The 17359-nt window shown below is 71.1% G+C and carries 14 protein-coding genes; 6 read left to right on the top strand and 8 right to left on the bottom strand.

The window, feature by feature from the left end; all coding sequences use genetic code 11:
* Window positions 1-179 precede the first annotated feature (179 nt).
* Entirely contained in the window at window positions 180-1721 is a 1542-nt protein-coding gene (putP, locus tag B3G12_RS04455) for a sodium/proline symporter PutP (protein ID WP_290499324.1), read from the top strand.
* 197 nt (window positions 1722-1918) lie between these two features.
* Here putP and B3G12_RS04450 read toward each other — a convergent pair whose 3' ends face one another.
* The 3 genes from B3G12_RS04450 to B3G12_RS04440 all read right to left on the bottom strand — a co-directional run bounded on the left by B3G12_RS04450 (window position 1919) and on the right by B3G12_RS04440 (window position 7433).
* A complete protein-coding gene (locus B3G12_RS04450) occupies window positions 1919-2896 on the bottom strand; it encodes an L-lactate dehydrogenase (protein WP_186366675.1) in 978 nt (325 codons plus the stop codon).
* Window positions 2897-3214: 318 nt separating this feature from the next.
* Complete coding sequence (locus tag B3G12_RS04445) at window positions 3215-4159, bottom strand: HpcH/HpaI aldolase/citrate lyase family protein (RefSeq protein WP_144940791.1); 945 nt, start codon at window positions 4157-4159, stop codon at window positions 3215-3217.
* Between the two features lie 508 nt (window positions 4160-4667).
* A complete protein-coding gene (locus B3G12_RS04440) occupies window positions 4668-7433 on the bottom strand; it encodes an ATP-dependent RNA helicase (RefSeq protein WP_290499323.1) in 2766 nt (921 codons plus the stop codon).
* Between the two features lie 161 nt (window positions 7434-7594).
* Between B3G12_RS04440 and B3G12_RS04435 the strand changes: the two genes are divergently transcribed.
* Window positions 7595-9052: a sugar porter family MFS transporter gene (locus B3G12_RS04435; RefSeq protein ID WP_290499322.1), complete on the top strand. Its 1458-nt coding sequence runs from the start codon at window positions 7595-7597 to the stop codon at window positions 9050-9052.
* 45 nt (window positions 9053-9097) lie between these two features.
* Here the strand turns inward: B3G12_RS04435 and B3G12_RS04430 are convergent, their stop codons facing one another.
* The 3 genes from B3G12_RS04430 to B3G12_RS04420 all read right to left on the bottom strand — a co-directional run bounded on the left by B3G12_RS04430 (window position 9098) and on the right by B3G12_RS04420 (window position 11764).
* A complete protein-coding gene (locus B3G12_RS04430; protein ID WP_145009987.1) occupies window positions 9098-9997 on the bottom strand; it encodes a sulfite exporter TauE/SafE family protein in 900 nt (299 codons plus the stop codon).
* Complete coding sequence (gene iolB / locus B3G12_RS04425) at window positions 9987-10895, bottom strand: 5-deoxy-glucuronate isomerase (protein ID WP_145009990.1); 909 nt, start codon at window positions 10893-10895, stop codon at window positions 9987-9989. Before iolB ends, B3G12_RS04430 begins: the two co-directional genes overlap by 11 nt.
* 131 nt (window positions 10896-11026) lie before the next feature.
* The gene (locus B3G12_RS04420; protein WP_144940806.1) at window positions 11027-11764 is read right to left on the bottom strand and encodes a GntR family transcriptional regulator; all 738 of its coding nucleotides are present in this window, start codon (window positions 11762-11764) and stop codon (window positions 11027-11029) included.
* Between the two features lie 149 nt (window positions 11765-11913).
* Between B3G12_RS04420 and B3G12_RS04415 the strand changes: the two genes are divergently transcribed.
* From B3G12_RS04415 to B3G12_RS04405, 3 genes are all read left to right on the top strand, one after another.
* Window positions 11914-12870 carry a 1,4-dihydroxy-2-naphthoyl-CoA synthase gene (locus B3G12_RS04415; protein ID WP_144940810.1) on the top strand — a complete coding sequence of 319 codons (957 nt, stop codon included), beginning with the start codon at window positions 11914-11916 and terminating at the stop codon, window positions 12868-12870.
* 11 nt (window positions 12871-12881) lie between these two features.
* Window positions 12882-14063: an AMP-binding protein gene (locus B3G12_RS04410; protein ID WP_244944720.1), complete on the top strand. Its 1182-nt coding sequence runs from the start codon at window positions 12882-12884 to the stop codon at window positions 14061-14063.
* Window positions 14064-14256: 193 nt separating this feature from the next.
* Window positions 14257-15141: a 1,4-dihydroxy-2-naphthoate polyprenyltransferase gene (locus B3G12_RS04405; protein ID WP_290499318.1), complete on the top strand. Its 885-nt coding sequence runs from the start codon at window positions 14257-14259 to the stop codon at window positions 15139-15141.
* 104 nt (window positions 15142-15245) lie between these two features.
* Here B3G12_RS04405 and B3G12_RS04400 read toward each other — a convergent pair whose 3' ends face one another.
* On the bottom strand, window positions 15246-15524 hold the full coding sequence (locus tag B3G12_RS04400) for a DUF4229 domain-containing protein (protein WP_094395048.1): 279 nt from the start codon (window positions 15522-15524) through the stop codon (window positions 15246-15248).
* Window positions 15525-15612: 88 nt separating this feature from the next.
* Here B3G12_RS04400 and B3G12_RS04395 point away from each other — a divergent pair, with 88 nt between their 5' ends.
* Entirely contained in the window at window positions 15613-16068 is a 456-nt protein-coding gene (locus B3G12_RS04395) for a PLD nuclease N-terminal domain-containing protein (RefSeq protein WP_144940819.1), read from the top strand.
* Between the two features lie 142 nt (window positions 16069-16210).
* Here B3G12_RS04395 and ccsB read toward each other — a convergent pair whose 3' ends face one another.
* The gene (ccsB, locus tag B3G12_RS04390) at window positions 16211-17356 is read right to left on the bottom strand and encodes a c-type cytochrome biogenesis protein CcsB (protein WP_244944721.1); all 1146 of its coding nucleotides are present in this window, start codon (window positions 17354-17356) and stop codon (window positions 16211-16213) included.
* Window positions 17357-17359 lie beyond the last annotated feature (3 nt).

Genomic DNA, 17359 nt, shown 5'->3' with positions numbered 1-17359 from the left:
ATTCGCCGGCGCCGTGGCACCGTTCGAGGGCGCCCGACGCGCCACGTTCCCACCCCTGCTACGGGGCCCGTCCCGCAGCGGGTAGCCTAGTGAGTTGCCTCACCCACCCCGGCCGCGCCCACACGCACGCATCCCTGCACCGGGCGCAGTCTCCCGTTCCCGCACCGGAAGGCACGCGCATGTCCGATCAGGCGTACCAACTCATCGCGATCCTGGCGTACTTCGTCGCCATGATCTGCATCGGCCTCTGGGCCAACAGCAAGACGAAGGACCTCGACGACTACATGCTGGGCGGACGCAACCTCAAACCCGGGGTGGCGGCGCTCTCCGCCGGCGCCTCGGACATGTCCGGGTGGCTGCTCATGGGCCTGCCCGGCGCGGTCTACGTGTCCGGGCTCGTCGGTGCCTGGATGGCCATCGGTCTCACCGTGGGCGCATGGGTCAACTGGAAGATCGTGGCCCCGCGACTGCGCGCCTACACGGAGGTCTCCAACAACTCCATCACCATTCCGTCCTTCCTGGACAACCGCCTAAAGGGCAACAACCGGATCCTGCGCGTGGTCTCCGGGCTCATCATCCTGGCGTTCTTCACGTTCTACGTGTCCTCCGGCATGGTGGCCGGTGGCGTGTTCTTCCAGTCCTCGTTCGGCACGAGCTACCTCACCGGCATGCTCCTGGTGGCCGGCGTGACCGTGCTCTACACGTTCTTCGGCGGCTTCCTCGGCGCGTCCTACACGGACCTGTTCCAGGGGCTGCTGATGCTCGCCGCGCTCATCATGGTCCCCGTGGTGGGTGTCTTCCTGGTGGGTGGACCCGGTGAGATGGTCCGCCGCGTGCAGAACGTGAACCCGGACGCGCTGTCCCTGGTGGCCGGTGGCACCGTGATCGGTGTCATCTCCGCCGTGGCGTGGGGCCTGGGCTACTTCGGCCAGCCGCACATCATCGTGCGCTTCATGGCCATGCGCACCCCGGCGGACGCCAAGCCCGGACGCCGCATCGGCATCACCTGGATGCTGCTCACCGTGCTGGGCGCCGTGGGCACGGCACTGGTGGGCCTGGCCTACTACGGCAACCGTCCGGGCGAGCAGCCCACGGACCCCGAGGCGATCTTCCTGGACATGTCCCAGGTGCTCTTCCATCCCCTGATCGCGGGCCTGGTGCTCGCTGCCGTGCTGGCGGCGATCATGTCCACGATCTCTTCGCAGCTGATCGTCTCCTCCTCAGCGCTCGTGGAAGACCTCTACAACCTGGCCGTCAAGCGCACCCCCAATCCCAAGACGCAAGTGTGGCTGGGTCGCGGCGGCGTGCTGCTGGTCGCCGTGGTGGCCGCGGGCCTCGCATGGCAGCAGAACTCCACCATCCTGGACCTCGTGAGCTTCGCGTGGGCCGGCTTCGGCGCCGCCTTCGGTCCCGTGGTGCTCATGAGCCTGTTCTGGCGCAAGCTCACCCACGCCGGTGCCATCAGCGCCATGGCGGTGGGTGCCATCGTGGTCTTCACGTGGCAGTACACCCCGTGGAGCGACCTCTACGAGATTGTCCCCGGGTTCGTCCTGGGCGGGCTGGTGGGCATCGTGGTGTCCCTGCTGACCCACCGTGAGAACCCCGAGATCGACCGTGAGTTCGACGAGACCCTGCGCCTCGTGCGCCACCCCGAGCAGGCGGACCCCGCCGCGGCCGCACAGGCCGCAGCCGCAGGTGACGCCCCCGCCGGAACGCTCTGACCGCGGCCGGGTGACCGTCACCGCCTGAGCCCCGCGGTCCGGTCATCTCCCGCGGGCCACCGCCGGCTGAGACGTGCGGCCCCGCACGGGCGGTGGCCGTCACGGCACAGGCTCCGCAGTGGCGTCGTCGTCGACAACGAACGATCCCCGCACCCTCCAACCGGAAGGTGCGGGGATCGTCGTCTGTCAGCTGCGGCTCAGAAGCCGAGGTCGCTCAGGGTCTTGCGCATCGCGTCCGCGGAGGCGTGCAGCTGCTGCTCCTCCCGCTCGCCCATGGGGATCTGCAGCCGCTGGCCCACGCCGGTGCCACCCACCACGGAGGGCACGGACAGTGCGACCCCGCTGATGCCCCGGTAGTCCTCGAGCACCGTGGACACGCTCATCACCGCGTGCTGGTCCTTGAGAACGGCCTCGGCGATCCGCGCCCCCGAGAGACCGATTGCGTAGTTGGTGGCGCCCTTGCCCTGAATCACGCGGTAGGCGGCGTTGACCACCTCTGCGCGCAGCACCTCGAGACGCTCCTCGGTGAAGGGACGGCGCCCGTCCACCTCCCACTCCCGCAGAGGCACCTGACCGATGGTCGCCGAGGACCAGACCGGGAACTCCGTGTCACCGTGCTCGCCGATGATGTAGGCGTGCACGCTGCTCGTGTTCACCTGCGCCTCGTTGCCGATCAGCCAGCGCAGCCGGGAGGTGTCCAGCACGGTGCCGGAGCTGAGCACCCGCTGGTACGGCAGACCCGTGATCCGCTGGGCCACCACCGTGAGCACGTCGCACGGGTTGGTCACGAGCACGTACACGGCCTGCGGTGCCTGCTCGACCAGCTGCGGCATGAGGGACTTGAGGATCGCGGTGTTCGCACCGGCCAGGTCCAGGCGGGTCTGACCGGGCTTCTGCTTGGCGCCGGCGGTCACGAGGATGATGTCCGAGTCCTTGAGCACGGCGACGTCGTCCGAGCCCTCCACCCGCACTCCCGGGGCGAACATCTGCCCGTGGGAGAGGTCCAGGGCCTCGGCCTCGACCTTCGCGGTCTGCAGGTCGTAGAGGGCGATGTCCGTGGACACACCCCGGATCATGGCGGCGTAGGCCAGCGAGGTCCCCACGGACCCCGCCCCCACGACACCGATCTTCGTGCGACGGACAGTGGTTTCGATCGATGCGTTCACGGGTGTCATCTCCGTTCGATTCCGGCGACCTGCACCGGCCCGAAGGTTCCGCCCCGGGCCGTCGCAGTTGGCGGGAACCGCCGACCCCGCCTCCATCCTCGGTGGTGGTGCGCAGCGCGCTCCCACCAGGTATTTTCCTCCGCCCCGCTGGGTTCCGGCAATGATGCGCCCCATGCAGGGCACGCGTGTTGCGCGTGGGCCGGGTGGGACGGACGGGGACGACGGCGTCACCCGCGTGGGCGGGGACAGCGCCGTCGTCCGGGTGGGAGACAACGACGACGCCGCGCTGGGATCCCGGCGCGGCGTCGTCACTGCATCAGCTGCGTCTCAGCAGTGGTAGGTGTCCGTGGGGGCCTCGAAGTGCATGTCGTAGCCCTCGGGCAGGCGCATGCCGAACGCCGTGGCCAGACCGAGCACCTTGCGGGCACGGGCCAGTCGCGGCAGGTCGGAGCCGTTGCGGATCTGCCCGCCCTCGGCCTCGAACTCCTGCAGGAACTCGGTGGCCCAGGACAGCTCGCTCAGGGAGGGCGAGAGGCCCTCGTTCACGGTGGTGGTCTGCTCGGGCATCAGGCACAGCTTGCCGGTCATGCCGAACTCGTCGGTCACCCCGGTGGCCTCCGCGAGCTTGGCACCCAGCGCACCCACGGCGGGGCCGTCGATGGGACCGGGCAGATTGGCCGCGCGGGACGCGATGGTGAACTGCGAGCGCGTGTAGGCCAGCGCCATGGGGTTCTCGCCGAAACCGGTGTCACGGCGGTAGTCGCCGATGCCGAACGCCAGGCGGTAGGTGGAGCGCGCGGTGGCGATGTCCTGGAGGTTCTGCACGCCGCGAGCGGTCTCCACGAGCGCCACGATGCGCGTGCCCCGCAGCATCTCCGCGGTGCGGGTCACGTGCTCGGGGGACTCCGTCATCGCGAGCATCACCCCGTCCAGGCCGGAGACGTCCCGCAGTGCGCGCAGGTCGTCCTCCCACCACGCGGTGCCGAAGCCGTTGATGCGCACCCACGCGCGGTTGTACTGGCCGTCCTTGCCGCGGCGGCCGAGCCACTGGATCACGTTCTCCCGGGCCTGAGCCTTGTCTGCGGGCGCCACGGAGTCCTCGACGTCCAGGACCACGGCGTCCGCGGCGCTCTGCGCAGCGGCGTCGAAACGGGCGGTGTGTGAGCCGTTGACGAGCAGCCACGAACGGGCGAGCTCCGGGCCCACGGTGGGCATCTCGGACGGGTCGATGGTCATGGTGTCGGCTTCGGTGTCGGCAAACGTGGTGGTCATGGTGTCACTTCGCGATCTGTGTCTGAGAACGGACACGCCCCCGCGGTCCTGGTGCGCTCTCGCGGCGGGTGCCGTGCGGCGGTCCCGGAGTGGACCTCCGGGTGGTGCCGCACGACATCGGAGCTGCCGGTCCGAGCGTGGGGGACGGGGTGGCGCGGGTCGGCCTGCGCGCCGGGCCAGCCGTGGGTTTGGAACGGTTGGCGCGGGTTCGGCCGCCAGTCGTGGTGCCCCACGTCCCCACGTCGTCGAGTGGATGTCACCGGATGGACGGGTGGAGTCGTCGCGCGCACGATGACGCGCTCGGGCAGTAGCGGTGAGCCCACCGTAACGCAGGTCACACGGCGAACTCAAACGCCCGCCGTCGGGCCCCCTCGGCCCCGCCCGCCGCGCGGATTTCCGGTGGGGGCACCCGCCCCGCGGGTCCTCGACAAGGAGGGTGGTTCCTCAGCACGGCAGGCGGCCCCTCGACATGGCGGGCGGCACGACGACGCCGCGCCACGCGCCGTCGTCACCCGTCCCGCCGCAGGGCGCGCGAGGTCTTGGCCGTGGCCACCGCGTTCCACGGGTCCTCGGGCCAGGGGTGCTTGGGGTAGCGACCCCGCATGTCCGCACGGACCTGGGCGTACGGCCCGGACCAGAAGGACGCGAGATCATCGGTGATCGCGAGGGTGTGCCGGCCCGGAGAGAGCAGGTGGAACTGCACGGGGACGCGCCCGTCCACCACCCGCGGGGTCTGCGCCCAGCCGAAGCACTCCTGCAGCTTCACCGCGACCACCGGGGGCTGGGCGGGGTCCTCGGCGGAGAAAACCGGCGGGTAGTCGATGCGGGCGGTGTTCCCGCTGGGCACAGGCAGGCGCGGGGGCACGAGTTCGTCGAAGCGGGCCGCGTCCGGCCAGGGCAGCAGTCGCCGCAGGGCGTCGGCCACGCGGACGGAGCGCAGGGAGGCCCCGCGGGTGACCTCGCGCAGCTCGGGGCCGAGCCACTCGTCCAGCCCTGCGGTGAGAGCGGTGTCGTCCACGGCAGGCCACGGGGCTCCGAGGTGGCGGTGGAGCAGGGCGAGGCGGGCGCGCAGGGCGAGGGCGGCGTCGTTCCACGGCAGCAGGTCGAGGCCCTCCCGGGCCAGCGCGTCCCGGACGGCGGGTCCTGCGGTCTCCGCGTCCGCGCGGACGGGGGTCGAGGACAGCTCGATGACGCCCACCGCGCGCACCTTGCGGGTAACCACGCGACCGTCCGCGAAGTTTGCCCGCACCTCCTCCCGGGCCAGCGCTCCGGCCACCAGCAGTGCGGTGTCCCGGTCCAGGGGCGCGGCGGCGCGGATGACAGCGCCGGTTCCCGCCGCCGCACGGCCCTCGGCCCGGCCCAGCTCCGCGGCGGCCAGCCACTCGTGGTGGCGCAGCGGGCTCCCGGCCTCCAGCCCCGCGCGGGTTCCGGAGGCCAGCAGCCACTGGTCGCCGCTCGTGTCCACCCGGTGGGCGATCCACTCCGGCCGGGCGAGCGCGACGACGGCGCCCTCCCGGGACTCGCGAGGCACCGCCGCCGACGGCGCGCAGTTGAGAGTCGGATCGTGGCCCTCGGCAGGTACGGGGCGTTTCCCGGCGTGGCCGCGCGCGGTATCCCGCCGGGCGGCGGGGACCTGTTCGGCACGGCCGCCTCCAGCGCCACGGTCCCTGGTGCTGCGGTACCCAACGCTGCCGTGCGCGGCATCCCGGTTCTCGACGCTCCCACTCTCCGAGGCACCAGGGTGCCGGGCGATGCGTTCCAGGCGTGCGACGTCGCGCGTCCACCGCTGCGCCTCGCTCCCCCGGCCCGAGCGAAGCCCCCGCAGGTGGGCGGGGATGTCCGCCGCCTGGATCCTGGGGGCTTCGGAGAGTGCCGCGAGCACCTCAGCGGTGAGGCGCGGTCCCACGAGACCGGAGCCGTCCAGCAGGGCACGGCCCCAGCGCGGATCCACGGGCAGTGTCACGAGCAGGCGGCCGAGGGCCGTGGCGCGTCCGTTCCCGGCCACGGCGCCGAGCTCGCGCAGCACCTCCTCGGCATCGGCCCAGGCACGGGGTGGCAACGGGTCCGGCAGGGCGAGCCCGTCTCCCCCGGGCGCGCCCCACACGGCGAGCGCGAGGCACGCGAAGGTGAGGTCCGCGGTGCGCACCTCGGGAACCGTGTGGGCCGGCATCGCGCCCCAGGCGGCGTCGTCGTAGCAGCGCACCACGGTGCCCGGGCCCTGGCGCGCGGCGCGGCCGGCACGCTGTGCCGCCGAGGCCTTGGAGGCCGAGACGGTGACGAGGCCGGAGATCCCCCGCCCGGCGTCCCGGCGAGGCTGGCGCGCGAGGCCGGAGTCCACCACGAGGCGCACGCCCGAGACCGTCAGGGAGGACTCCGCGAGGGATGTGCTGACCACGATCCGCGGCGGATCCCCCGGGGCGTGGCCCGCGACCGCGCGGTCCTGCTCGCGCGGGGTGAGCTGGCCGTGCAGCTCGAGGACCTCGACGCCGGGGCTGCGCAGCTCGGCGGCCACCCGGGAGACCTCACGGGCCCCGGGCAGGAAGACGAGGGCGTCCACGGCGGGGTCCTGCGCCAGGGCCCGGCGGTGCGCGTCGGCCGTCGTGCGGGCCACGTGGGAGAGGAACGCGGGCGTGACCCCGCGCTCGTCAAGGCGCTGCGGGCCGGGCTGCCACATGACGTCGAGCGGGTGCAGTGCGGACGGGCAGTCCGCCACCGGAGCGGGCTCGTCACCGCCGAGCAGCGCGGCGAAGCGGGCTGCGTCCACGGTCGCGGACATCGCCACCACTGTGAGGTCCTCACGCAGCTGCCGCAGCTCGGCGAGCATGCCCACGAGCAGATCCGACTCCACGCCGCGCTCGTGCACCTCGTCGAGCACCACGGCGGCGGTGCCCGGCAGCTCGGGGTCCGCGAGCAGGCGGCGCAGCAGGATGCCGGGCGTCACGAACTCCACGCGGGTCCGCGCACTCACCTCGCGCTCGCCGCGCACGCTCCAGCCGACGACGTCGCCGGGTCGGGTGCCGCTCAGCGCGGCAAGTCGGCGCGCGGCGGCCCGCGCGGCGACCCGCCGGGGCTGGACGACGACGACGCGGCCGGGTGCGGCGGCGGCGTCGCCCGCCACGAACTCTGCAACGACAGGCGGGACCACCGTGGTCTTACCTGTGCCGGGTGGGGCCTGCACCACCGCGACGCCGCCGTGCAGGGCCTGGCGCAGCTGTGGGACGGCCCGCGCGAAGGGCAGGTCTCGGCCGATCCGGTCCAGGTCGAAGAAGGGCATGGCCCCAGTATCGCGGAGGGCCCCGACGCGCTCGTGTGGCGTCACCGTGTCCGCGAGGAACGCCTCCGAGGTTTCTCCGCTACCGCTTGGGGGCCTTACGGGAGAAGATCTACCAGGCCCACAGCGCGCGCTGAGCCGCTCACCAGGACGAAGGAGTCACCATGACGAACGCACCGGCCAACCCCGCGGCCGAGAGATCCGGGGCCGCGGAACTCCCACCTCTGACCTCCGGCCCCCACTCGAAGCGCCTCGGCATGGTGGCCCTCGTGGCCACCTTCGGCGGGCTGCTCTTCGGCTACGACACCGGCGTGATCAACGGTGCGCTGCTGCCGATGTCCGAGGAGCTGGGGCTTGACGAGAAGTCCGAGGGCACGGTGACGAGCACGCTGCTCATCGGGGCCGCCATCGGCGCCGTGTCGATCGGGCGTCTTTCGGACGGCTGGGGCCGCCGCAAGACGATCCTGCTGCTAGCCGTCCTGTTCTTCCTCGGCACGCTGGCCTGCGTGTTCGCCCCCGGCCTGGCCGCGCTGCTGGTGGGTCGCTTCCTCCTGGGTCTGGCCGTGGGCGGCGCCTCCACCGTGGTTCCGGTCTTCCTGGCCGAGCTCGCCCCCTACGAAATCCGGGGATCCCTCTCGGGTCGCAACGAGTTGATGATCGTCATCGGTCAGCTCGCGGCGTTCACCGTCAACGCCATCCTCGGCAACACGCTGGGCCACCTCGACGGCGTGTGGCGCATCATGCTTGCGGTGTGCGCCATTCCTGCGATCTTCCTGTTCTTCGGCATGCTGCGCATGCCGGAGTCCCCCCGCTGGCTGATCTCCAAGGGCCGCTACGACGAGGCCCTCGAGGTGCTCAAGACCGTCCGCTCTGAGGAGCGCGCGGAGGCCGAGATGGACGAGGTGGAGCGCGTCAGCAGGCTCGAGGCCACGGAGCACAAGACCGGCATCTCCTCGGTGCTCACCAACAAGTGGCTGGTCCGGATCCTGCTCGTGGGCATCGCGCTCGCCGTCTTCCAGCAGCTCACCGGCATCAACTCGGTGATGTACTACGGCCAGATCATCCTGCGGGATGCCGGTTTCGGGGCCGACGCCGCCCTGATCGCGAACATCGCCCCGGGCGTGATTGCGGTCGTCGGCGGGTTCATCGCCCTGTGGATGATGGAGAAGATCAACCGCCGCACGACCGTCATCACCGGCTACAGCCTCGTCACGATCTTCCACGTGCTGATCGGCCTGTCCGCGATGTACTTCCCGGAGGGCAGCACCGCCCGGCCCTTCGTGATCCTGGTGCTGATCGTGTGCTTCGTGGGGTCCATGCAGACGTTCCTGAACGTGGCCACGTGGGTGCTGCTCTCGGAGATCTTCCCCCTGCACATGCGCGCAGTGGGCGTGGGCGTGTCCGTGTTCTGCATGTGGACCACGAACGCCCTCCTCAGCTGGGCGTTCCCCTCCCTGATCGCGGGCATCGGGATCAACGGGTCGTTCTTCAGCTTCGCGGCTGTGAACGCGGTGGCCGCGCTGGTGATGTGGAAGTTCCTGCCGGAGACCCGCGGGCGCTCACTGGAGGCGGTGGAGAAGGACGTGACCACCGGCGCGATCTTCACCGTGAACAACAAGTAGCTTCTCCACGACGTCGCCGGGGCTCTCCTTCCGAGGGCGTCCCCCTCACACCAGCAGGTAGAGCGCCCCCAGCAGGGTCACCGCGATCACGGCGGTGTCGAAGACGTGCTGCGCGATCCGGGCGAGCGCCCACTTGCCCACCAGCGCTCCGACCACCACGCCGGGCACGAGGACCGCGTCCAGCACGAAGGTGCGGGTGGTGATGAGCCCCAGGCCCACCGAGACCGGGACCTTGAGCAGGTTCATGGTCACGAAGAACCACGCGGCGGTCCCCAGGAACGCGTGCTTGGGGAACCGTGCGGCCAGGAAGTACATGGACATCACCGGCCCGCCCGCGTTGGCGACCATCGTGGTGAACCCGCCGAGGGCCCCGTAGCTGGCCGCGGCGAGGCGGGTGGCACCCTGGGACTCCTCGGACGATGCGACGACCTCGCCGTCTCCGGCTCCCGAGCCGGTCGTCACCCCGGACGCCCCGCCCGAACCGGACGCTGCCCCGGAACCCGGGGCCACCCCGGAACCGGACGAACCGCCGTCGCCCCCCGCAGCGTCACCGGCCACCGCCTCCTCCGCCTTCCGCCGCGCACGGCGCTGCCACAGCGTGATCCCCATGAGCAGGATCAGCAGGATGCCGATGACCCGCCGCACCAGCGAGTCCCCGGCGAACGCGAGGAACACGCCGCCCACCGCGAGGCCCACGATCACCGCGGGCATCATCCGCACCAGCGTGGGCCAGTGCGCGTGGCGGCGGTAGTTCCACAGCGCAAAGCAGTCGCCCACGAGCAGCAGCACGAGCAGCGCCCCGGTCGAGGCCTTGGCGGGCAGGATCGCGGCGAACAGCGCCACCGCGAGGGTATTGATTCCGGGCAGGGCGGTCTTGGAGAACCCCACGAGCAGGGCCCCGCAGACCAGCCCCGCCCAGGCGAGCACCGTCAGGTCAGGAAGCACTGTGGGACCACCCGCCGAAGGGCAGACGCGGGTCCACGTCAGCCTCGGCCCACTGCTGCCGCACCCAGCCGTGGTGGGGGTCGTCGCTGATCAGCCACTCGCGCACCGGGCCCGGCCCCGCCATCACGTTCAGGTAGTACATGTCGTAGCCGGGAGGGGCCATGGCCGGGCCGTGCCAGCCGTAAGGCACCAGCACAACGTCACCGGTGCGCACCTCCGCGTTGACGTCGATGGGCCGCTCGTCGGAGGCGTAGACACGCTGGTAGCCGATGGCGTCCGTGGCCCCGGCAGGCGCGTCCGGCGTCACGCGGGTCTCGAAGTAGTAGATCTCCTCGAGCCGGGTCTCCTGCCCTTCCTTCTCCTCGTCGTGCTTGTGGGGAGGGTAGGAGGACCAGTTGCCGGCCGGGGTGAGCACCTCGCACACGATGAACCGGTCCGCCTCCAGCGCGGCCGGAGTGCCGAAGTTGCGGACCTCGCGCGAGCAGTTGCCTGCACCGCGAAGCTCCAGGGGAGCCTCGTCCCTGCGGACCAGCCGGGTGGGGTACTCCTGGCTGGCCGGGGCGCTCGCCACGGCCACGCGGGTGCCGTGCTCACCGCGCAGCTCCAGGGACTTCTGCACGCCCGTGTAGGGCACGTCCGTGGGCCCGTGGAAGACGGACTCACGGCCGTCGAGCTCGTAGCTCTCACCGGCCACGACCGCCGCCACGTCCCCCTCCAGTGGGATCACAATGCGCTCCTCCGCGGCGGCCTCCAGTGTCACGGGCTCCGAACCGAGCGTCACCGTGCGCAGCCCGGTGTGCTCCCAGCCGGGCACGTCCAGCCGCGAGTCGTGCCCGCCGATCGAGAGATCCCACGGCGCCTGGGCCGCGGTTCCTGCGGGGTAGAACCAGTCAGTCATCGGTCGTTCCTTTCATGGGTGGAACAAGTCTCGGTGCGGTCGCCGCGTTCGCACGGGTCGCGGGTGGCGAGGTTCGAGTCACGGCGGGCGACGACGACGCCGCACACCTCTCTCCGCACGCCTGCACCGGGCTACGCGGAGAGGGTAAGCTCGAAGGAGTAGGAGTCCCCACGGTAGAGGTGCCGTCCGGTCTCCACGCGGCGACCGATGTCGTCCGTGGCCGTGCGGGACATCGTCACCAGGGCAGAACCCTCCGAGGTGCCCAGCAGCTTCGCCTGCTCGGCGGACGCCACGGCAGCCCCGATCTTCTGGGTGGCCACCCGAAAGTTCACGCCCTCCCGTCGCAGGATCTCGTAGAGGCCGCTGTGCTCGAGCTCCTCCCGCTCGAGGGTAGCGATCTGCGGGGACACCCAGTTCTCCATGATTGCGAGCGGCTTGCCGTTGCGGCCGCGCAGCCGCCGCAGGTGGTAGACCGGCGCACCCTCCGTGATGTTCAGCGTGCGGGCAATCTCCTCGGGGGCGGAGACCTCCCTCAGGGACAGCACCTCGGTGGAGGGTCGGGAGGCGTCCTGGGCGAGGTCGTCGTAGAGGGAGGTCAGCCGTACCGGGCGGCGCACCTCGGACGCCACCACCTGAGTACCCACCCCGCGCTTGCGCACGAGCAGCCCCGAGCGAACCAGCTCATCCATGGCTTTGCGAACCGTGGGGCGGGAGAGGTGCAGGGTCTTCGCGAGGGACAGCTCGTTCTCGAGCATGGTCCCCGGCTGCAGCTCGCCCTCAGTGATCGCAGACTCGATCCCGTGGACGAGCTGATGGTATAGGGGCACCGGCGAGGCTCTGTCGATGGTGACGGTGGATGGAAACGACATGACTCTCCCGGATCAGCCCGACTAACTTGTCTCATTGTAAGTACATAGTGCCCGTATCGGTCTACCCGCGGGTCACTCACGGTCTGGCCCTGGCACCTCACCCCTCCCCGCAGCCTCCGGTGCCCCTGCCCCGTCCTACAGTGGTACCCATGACCAACGCGCAACTTCCGGACCGGGTGTCCGAGATCTTCGACCCCCAGCAGTGGCGTCCCGTGGAGGGCTTCGCCGAGCTCGAGGACATCACCTACCACCGCGGCGTGGAGCGCGCCGCGGACGGCTCCGTGGTGCGGGACCTGCCCTGGGTCCGCATCGCGTTCGACCGCCCGCAGGTGCGCAACGCGTTCCGCCCCGGCACCGTGGACGAGCTGTATCGCACGCTGGACCACGCCCGCATGTCCTCGGACGTGGGCGCGGTGATCCTCACGGGCAACGGGCCGTCCTCGAAGGACGGCGGCTGGGCCTTCTGCTCCGGTGGCGACCAGCGCATCCGCGGCCGGGACGGCTACCACTACGCCGGGGGTGAGACGGCGGACTCGATCGACCCCGCCCGCGCCGGCCGGCTGCACATCCTGGAGGTGCAGCGGCTGATCCGCACGATGCCCAAGGTGGTCATCGCTGCGGTGTCCGGGTGGGCCGCCGGCGGCGGGCACTCCCTGCACGTGGTGTGCGACCTCACGATCGCCTCCGCGGAGCACGGCAAGTTCAAGCAGACGGACGCCACCGTGGGCTCCTTCGACGCCGGTTACGGCTCAGCGCTGCTCGCGCGCCAGGTGGGCCAGAAGTTCGCCCGGGAGATCTTCTTCCTCGCGGACGAGTATTCCGCCGCGGACATGCACCGGATGGGTGCCGTGAACCGTGTGGTCCCGCACGAGCAGCTCGAGTCCACGTCCGTGGAGTGGGCCCGAAAGGTCACCTCGCAGTCCCCGCAGGCCGTGCGCATGCTCAAGTACGCGTTCAACCTCCCGGACGACGGCATGGTGGGCCAGCAGGTGTTCGCCGGCGAGGCCACCCGCATGGGCTACATGACGGACGAGGCCGTCGAGGGCCGCGACGCTTTCCTCCAGAAGCGGGACCCTGACTGGTCCGCGTTCCCGTACTACTTCTGAGGGGGCGCACCGTGTCACCGCTTCCCGGCACCCCTCTGACGGCACCCCCGCGGGAGTCCCTGCCCAACGACGTCGTCCTGCTCGACGGTCCCGTGGCCGGCGACCCGCTCGACCTGCTGCCCCGCCTGGAGACGGTGCTGTCCCGGCCTGGGCCCGCGGTGGTCGTGGCGACGTCCGGATCCACGGGCCGTCCCAAGAAGACGGTCCTGAGCACCGCGGCGCTCGATGCCTCCGGGCGTGCCACCGAGCGAGCGACGTCCGGGCCGGGCCAGTGGCTGCTGTGCCTGCCCGCCCACTACGTCGCCGGTCTGCAGGTGCTGGCGCGCTCGGTGCTCGCGGGGACGAGCCCGGTGGTCATGGCCGGTGAGCACTTCACCTCCGCCGCGTTCGCGGACGCCGCCGAGGACATGGACCACCCGGTCCGCTACGTCTCAGTGGTTCCGACGCAGCTGCAGCGGATCCTGGACCCGGCCGACGGCCCGGCGGACCCCCGCGCCGTCGCCGCTCTCGCGCGCTTCGACGCCGTCCTCGTGGGCGGCTCCGCGCTCTCCCCGGACTTGGCCGCGCGCGCCGCGGCGGCCGGTGTGCGCGTGATCCGTACCTACGGCATGTCCGAGACGTGCGGGGGGTGCGTGTACGACGGCGCGCCCCTGGACGCCGTCGACGTCCGCCTGCTTCCCGACGACGCGGCCACCGCCGGCGAGGGACGGATCTGGTTGGGCGGAGCCGTCGTCGCGGAGGGATACCTGGACGACCCGGAGCAGACCGCCGCCCACTTCCGCGTGATGGACGGCCTCCGGTGGTACCGCACGGACGACCTCGGTGCCGTGGACGAACGCGGGACACTGTCGGTGCTCGGCCGCACGGACGACGTGGTCAACACCGGAGGCGTGAAGGTCTCCGCCGGGCTGGTCGCCCGCGCTCTGCAGGCGGACGAGAGGGTCCGCCAGGCCCTCGTGACCGGGGTGCCGCACCCGCAGTGGGGTCAGAGCGTGGCGGCGGTGCTCGCCTCCCGCCCCGGAACGGACGCGGCGGCGCTCGAACGCGAGCTCTCCGCAGCCGTGCGCAAGTCGCTCGGTGCTCCCGCGGTCCCCAAGCTCTGGCGTCACGTGGCGCAGCTGCCCATGCTGCCCACCGGAAAGCCGGACCGGGCCGCGGCCGCCGCGCTGTTCACGGACGGCCTCGCGACCTGACCCCGGGCCCGCACACCGGGCAGCAGAGGCCACCTCCCACCTGAGTCCCCCTGCGCGCTCCCCCAGGCTCTCCGACCCCACAGCCACCCGCGATGGCCGCTGGCGCTCGCCAGCCCTCCTCGGCATGTGCGCGTGCACAGCACGTGGAACAATGAGGGGAACTCGTCTTCCGTCCTCGAAAGGTTGTTGCACCGTGGCCACACCAGCTCAGTGGGTCGAGGGTGCGCGTCTGCGGACGCTGCCCATGGCCGCGGCACCGGTCATCGCCGGCACCGCCGCCGCGCAGGCGCTGCACGCGGCACAGCTCGTCCCCGCGGTTCTGGCACTGCTCGTGGCCCTGCTGCTGCAGATCGGCGTGAACTACGCGAACGACTACTCGGACGGCGTGCGCGGCACCGACGACGAGCGCGTGGGTCCCCTCCGCCTCACCGGCTCCGGTGCGGCCACTGCGCGGCAGGTGAAGCGTGCCGCCTTCGTGTGCTTCGGACTCGCAGCGGTGGCCGGAGCGGCCCTCGTGGCGCTCTCGGGGCAGTGGTGGCTCGGCGTCGTCGGCGTGCTGGCCATCGCCGCCGCGTGGGGCTACACCGGTGGCAAGAAACCGTACGGGTACATGGGCCTGGGAGACATCTTCGTCTTCATCTTCTTCGGACTCGTGGCCACCCTCGGCACCACGATCACGCAGGCGGGTCGCCTGAACCTTGACTCCTGGGTGCTCGCCATCTCCACGGGCCTCTTCGCGTGCGCCCTGCTGATGGCCAACAACATCCGGGACATCCCCGGTGACGAAGTGGTCGGCAAGCGGACCCTGGCGGTGCGGCTCGGCGACCCCCGAGCCCGGCTCGCGTTCACCGCAGAGCTGTTCGTGGGCATGGTCCTGCCCCTGCTGACCGTCCCCCACAACCCGTGGGTGCTGCTGGTCTACGCCATGAGCCCCCTGGCGGTGGGTGCCGCGATCACCGTGCTCAAGAGCACCGAGCGGCGCGGTCTGATCCCCATGCTCAAGCAGTGCGGGTTCATCAGCCTGGGCGTCACCGTCCTGTACGCCGTGGCGGTGCTCGTCTTCCAGTACGTGGGCTGAGCCGCTGCAGAGCTACGACGGCGCCAGCCGCTCCCCTCTGCCGTGACACGGCGACGCGTGTCGAAGCAGGGTGGAGCTGGCGAGGTGTTGCGGGCCCGGACCTCTCAGACGTCCTTGCGTGCCTCTGCGTCCGTGTAGGAGTCCTCGTACTCCTGGTCCTCCAGCGCCACGCGGTTCTGCGGCTTGGGAGAGCGCGAGATGAACCGGTGGAAGTCCTGACCGGCCGCGTAGTGCAGCTTGGGAAAAAAGATGTAGCAGACAGCAAACGCCGCAATCACGGCCGCGATCCCGGAGAAGACCAGCCCGAGGCCCAGGTAGAGGCACAGCACGAACAGCGCCACCAGGATGCCCAGGCGCAACAGGGAATACTTCAAGAAGTTCACGGGCCCAGTCTAGGCGGCCGCGCTGGATGCTCCCCGAGGCCGCGACACCGGTGAGTGCACGGGTGGCCACTCCCCTAAGATGATCGGCATGGGCAGGGCAATTATGATCATCGGAGCGGGCGCACTGGCCGTGGGCGTCATCATCTACGCGCTCATCGGGTGCGCGCAGTCGCAGCGTTACGACGTGCGGTCGCTGCCCAAGTGGGCGTGGATGCTGGTGATCCTCCTGCTCCCGGTGGTCGGCGCCGTCCTCTGGCTGCTCTTCGGCCGCCCCCGCGCGGACGAAGCAGTCCGCGAGGCCCAGCGCGGCCGCGGACCCGATGACGACCCCCAGTTCCTGCGCAACCTCGAGGAGCGCCGCAGGCAGCAGGAGCAGGCCCGCCGACTGCAGGACTGGGAGAACGAGCTCAAGCGCACGGGCCGAGCCCCCGGTGCCCGCCCCGTGGTGGACGAGCCCCTGGACCCCATGGACCCCCGCTACGGAGGAACAGACGGCACCCCTCCGGATCCGCAGGACCCGGCCCCGGGAGCGCCGGAGAAGTAGTCCCCGGCACCGTCCCACCACGTGGGAGAGCCCGCCTCCGCAACAGTGTGCGGAAGCGGGCTCTCCGTGTGTGTGACGGACGCGGGCGGCGTCGTCCTCGCAAGGACGCGCCGGGCGCCCGGCGGTCACAGGCCGCGAGGACTCACAGCCCCGAGTAGGAGTGCAGGCCCGGGAACAGCGTGTTGACCACGGTGAAGTTGAAGACCACGCACATGTACCCGGCGATCGCGAGCCACGCGGAGCGGTTACCGTTCCAGCCGCGGGTCACGCGCGCGTGCATGTAGGCCGCGTAGACGGTCCACACCACGAAGGTCCAGACCTCTTTGGTGTCCCAGCCCCAGAACCGGCCCCAGGCCTGGTCCGCCCAGATGGCACCGGCCGCCAGGGTGAAGGTCCAGAACACGAAGCCCACGGAGTTCAGCCGGAACGCGAAGTTCTCGAGCGTCACGGAGCTGGGAACCGCGCGCAGGAAGCCCATGCGGGACTCCTGCCCGAGCGCCAGGCGCTTCTCGCGGCGGGACTGCAGCAGCTGCAGCACGGCCATGGCGAACGTGATGGTGAAGATGCCAGAGGCGGCCACGGCAATGGAGACGTGGATGATGAGCCAGTAGGACTGCAGCGCCGGCTGCAGCGGAGAGACCGGGGTGGGGAACGCGATCGTCGCCAGGCACAGCATGATGAGCACCAGGCCGGAGACCATGGGGCCCACGAAGCGCAGGTCCTTGAAGATCAGCGTCACCAGGTACACGCCCGCCACCACCATGGCGCCGGTGCTGCAGAACTCGTACATGTTGGCCCACGGCACGCGGTCCGCGGCCACGCCGCGGGAGACCACCGCGAAGACGTGCAGCGCGAAGGCGATGACCATGAGCATCACAGCCACGCGGGCCGCCGGGCGACGCGCGCCCTTCGTGTAGTTCAGGGCCTCGAACTCGCCCGCACCCTTCGTGGAGCTCTCCCCAGAGGTGCGGAACTCGCCCGGGGCGCCCAGCTCGGCAGTGCGAGCGGACGCGGCGCCTTCTTCGGCGGAACCACTCACGGTGGCCGAGGACCCCGCACCAGCGGAGGCCGCAGCCTTGCTCGACGCGCCAACCCCCACGAGCTCGCGGGAGTCCTGCTCGGCGGCGGCCCGCTTCCGGGCGCGCTCCTCCTCCCTCAGCCCGAGGGTCTTGGAGTGGGAGGCCATGTCCCACACGAACGCCACGAAGACCACCATGTAGGTCATCGCGGCCAGGAGCATGAACCACTCGCTCCAGTTGCCCAAGGTCACATTGATGTCGCTGCCCATTGC

Origin of the sequence: Kocuria sp. UBA5001, assembly GCF_002398425.1 — a bacterium.
Classification (GTDB): Bacteria; Actinomycetota; Actinomycetes; order Actinomycetales; family Micrococcaceae; genus Kocuria; species Kocuria salsicia.
Note: the sequence above shows the minus strand (reverse complement) of the source record. Positions and strands in the feature narration are given on the sequence as shown.